We start from the raw sequence: 3,414 nt of genomic DNA on the forward strand, positions 1-3,414 counted from the left end.
CCTACACCGCAATCGCGGCCAAGATGGCGCGCACCGTACACGCCGTGGTCAATCACGGCGAACCCTATCGCCCCTTCTTCGAGGGGGTGAGCCCAGGCGGAAGGACCTCTCTCTGACTGAGCCGTGGAGGCAGTCAATCTGACCTCGTAGATAATGTTCGGGCCTTCTGCTTGGGATTTGGGATCTCGTATTAAGGACGGTGAGGGCCGCCATCGCGCGTACCCTGTGTTTGCTATGGATGAGATCATTTCTTGACGGCAGAGCCCGTCTGGGCAACCTTATAAAGGTATCCGGACAGCCGGATGCCACTAGACCTGCTGACCTAAGCAGCCAGAATTTCCCGACATAGGACGTTGTCGGATCGAATGAACGCGGGCACGCCGCGCAGAATGAACAGATCCGTCAGGGCATCGATCACATCTGCCGAGTTCAGTTTGCGCTTCACCCTGATCGTCAGACATTCCCGGCTGTGTTCATCGAGGATGTTCAGCGCCCGGAACGCCTTGCCATCGTCGGTCCGGCAATGGACGAAGTCATAGGACCAGACGTGGTTGCGGTATTCGGGCCGCAGCCGGACGCAGGACCCGTCGTTCAGCCAGAGCCGCCCCTTCTTCGGTTGTTTTGCGGGCACCTTCAGCCCCTCTCGCCGCCAAAGCCGTTCAACGCGCTTGTCGTTCACCTGCCAGCCGGCATCGCGCAGCAGGGCTGCGATCCGGCGATAGCCATAGCGGCCATATTGGCGCGCCAGTTCGATCATATTCGCGACCAGCCGGCTTTCATCCGCCCGGCCCCGCGGCAACTTCCGTTGCGTCGAGCGATGCTGGCGCAACACACGACAGGCGCGGCGTTCGGAAATGCCCAACTCACCACGAATATGGTCAATGCAGGCCCGGCGGCGCGCGGGGCTCAGAAGTTTCCCCGCGCGGCTTCCGTCAGAATCAGCTTGTCCAGCGTCAGATCAGAAACCGCGCGCCTCAGCCGTTCATTCTCCTGCTGAAGCCGCTTCAGTTCCTTCAACTGATCTACACCCATCCCGCCATACTGCTTGCGCCAGCGATAATAGGTCTGTTCGACAACCCCGATCTTCCTGATCGCGTCCAGACGGGACATCCATTGCCCCATCAGAACCTCAACCTGACGCAGCTTCGACACAATCTCTTCCGGCTTCGGTCGCTTGTTCGCCATTCTTGATCCTCCGTTTCCTAACCATAACGGCGGACCACTTCAGCGGGGGAGGATCACTTCTTCTGGCGGATTCTCAAGGCGCACGGCTATTTGGTTGGATTTCCGCGGCGAATGACGATCCTGACGCCGCCGAACGAGGCGATCGCGCTGTCTGCGATCCGCAGCGGCTTCGATGCGCCGTCCAAGTTATCGGACGAGGTGAAAGCGCAGAAGGCAGCGCTGGAAGTAGCCGAGCGCATGCGGCTGGCAACCGTGGAGGGCAAGATCTGTTTCGACTTGTTTGCGGACCGGGTGGCCATCCTCTTGCATGGCTCGGCCAAGGTCCGCAAGCTTGTGTCAACCATGTACCCGTTCATCATTCTGGACGAGTTTCAGGACACGAGCGCAGAGCAATGGCGCGCGGTCAAGGAAATCGGGAAGGGCACCACACTGATTGCGCTGGCCGATCCGGAGCAGCGGATCTTCGATTTTATCGGCGCCGATCCCGAGCGCCTGAACCACTTCAAGGACGCCTTCAAACCCTTCGAGCACGACTTGGCCAGCGACAATCACCGAAGCAAGGGCACCGACATCGCGATCTTCGGTGATCATCTACTCACTGGAAAGTTTCGGAACGAGCCCTATCAGGGCATCGAATATGAAGGGTTCGCGTCAAACCCTAACCAGGCCTATGCGTCGATTGTCACGCAAATTCTGAAGTCACGGCAACGACTTATAGCGATTGGCCGTCACGACTGGTCGCTCGCGATCTTGGCTCCGACGAAGCGTATGACGCGTCTTGTGTCGGACAGTCTCCGCGCGCCGTTTGGCAACGTGCCGCCGATCATGCATACGGCGGCTGTCGATATGGAAGGCCCGATGCAACGGGCGGCTATACCCTGTGAGGGATGATATCTCGAACACGGCATCAACGCCGGCTCCCGGTTCGAGCCCGAACGCGCCTCGCGTCGTGCCTCCCGTTTCGGTCAGAAGATCGGCCCAGGCTCCGATAATACTGGCCCAATTCTTGTTGTAGCGTGTAGCCCACCGTTCGCGACGCCAGTCACCGGTGGGATCACCCCGACGATCTGACTGTGTACCCAGTTCAGTCGGGGCTTGGTCGGCGACCAGGTTTCTTGCATCCTCAGTTTGAGGAGCGCCTCGTATGGGTAGCTGGACGAACGTGTAGGGCTCGAAACCGCACCACCACCTGCCGTCGAGTCTTTCCAGCTTGAGGTGGATGCCCTCCTGAAATGGGAAGCCAAGCGTGGGCACCGTGCCGAACAAATTGGACCCATAGGCTTCGCGCATCCGGGACAGGGATTGTTGCTGGCGCCGGGCTCGCTCAGGATCATCGCCGTCTCGCGGCGTGGCGATAACGAGCGAATGACCTGAACTCCTGTACCGCGGGATGTCGTGTGTTGCGCCAGCATCGCTCGACGCAACGGAAGTTGCCGCGGGGCCGGGCGGATGAAAGCCGGCTGGTCGCGAATATGATCGAACTGGCGCGCCAATATGGCCGCTATGGCTATCGCCGGATCGCAGCCCTGCTGCGCGATGCCGGCTGGCAGGTGAACGACAAGCGCGTTGAACGGCTTTGGCGGCGAGAGGGGCTGAAGGTGCCCGCAAAACAACCGAAGAAGGGGCGGCTCTGGCTGAACGACGGGTCCTGCGTCCGGCTGCGGCCCGAATACCGCAACCACGTCTGGTCCTATGACTTCGTCCATTGCCGGACCGACGATGGCAAGGCGTTCCGGGCGCTGAACATCCTCGATGAACACAGCCGGGAATGTCTGACGATCAGGGTGAAGCGCAAACTGAACTCGGCAGATGTGATCGATGCCCTGACGGATCTGTTCATTCTGCGCGGCGTGCCCGCGTTCATTCGATCCGACAACGTCCTATGTCGGGAAATTCTGGCTGCTTAGGTCAGCAGGTCTAGTGGCATCCGGCTGTCCGGATACCTTTATAAGGTTGCCCAGACGGGCTCTGCCGTCAAGAAATGATCTCATCCATAGCAAACACAGGGTACGCGCGATGGCGGCCCTCACCGTCCTTAATACGAGATCCCAAATCCCAAGCAGAAGGCCCGAACATTATCTACGAGGTCAGATTGACTGCCTCCACGGCTCAGTCAGAGAGAGGTCCTTCCGCCTGGGCTCACCCCCTCGAAGAAGGGGCGATAGGGTTCGCCGTGATTGACCACGGCGTGTACGGTGCGCGCCATCTTGGCCGCGATTGCGGTGTAGG

At 59.9% G+C, this 3,414-nt stretch carries 1 protein-coding gene and 2 pseudogenes; 2 read left to right on the forward strand and 1 reads right to left on the reverse strand.

Going from position 1 to position 3,414, the window contains the following annotated elements:
- Nucleotides 1-352: 352 nt before the first annotated feature.
- A pseudogene (locus tag DFP89_RS19740) lies at nucleotides 353-1,185 on the reverse strand (IS3 family transposase); the annotation flags it as partial.
- 111 nt (nucleotides 1,186-1,296) lie between these two features.
- Between DFP89_RS19740 and DFP89_RS19745 the strand changes: the two are divergent.
- Together DFP89_RS19745 and DFP89_RS19750 are read left to right on the forward strand one after the other, a co-directional pair.
- Nucleotides 1,297-2,076: a UvrD-helicase domain-containing protein gene (locus DFP89_RS19745; RefSeq protein ID WP_220269894.1), complete on the forward strand. Its 780-nt coding sequence runs from the start codon at nucleotides 1,297-1,299 to the stop codon at nucleotides 2,074-2,076.
- A gap of 500 nt (nucleotides 2,077-2,576) precedes the next feature.
- Nucleotides 2,577-3,062 (forward strand): annotated as a pseudogene (locus DFP89_RS19750) (IS3 family transposase); the annotation flags it as partial.
- Between the last annotated feature and the right edge of the window lie 352 nt (nucleotides 3,063-3,414).

The sequence above is a fragment of the Paracoccus lutimaris genome (assembly GCF_003337565.1).
Classification (GTDB): Bacteria; Pseudomonadota; Alphaproteobacteria; order Rhodobacterales; family Rhodobacteraceae; genus Paracoccus; species Paracoccus lutimaris.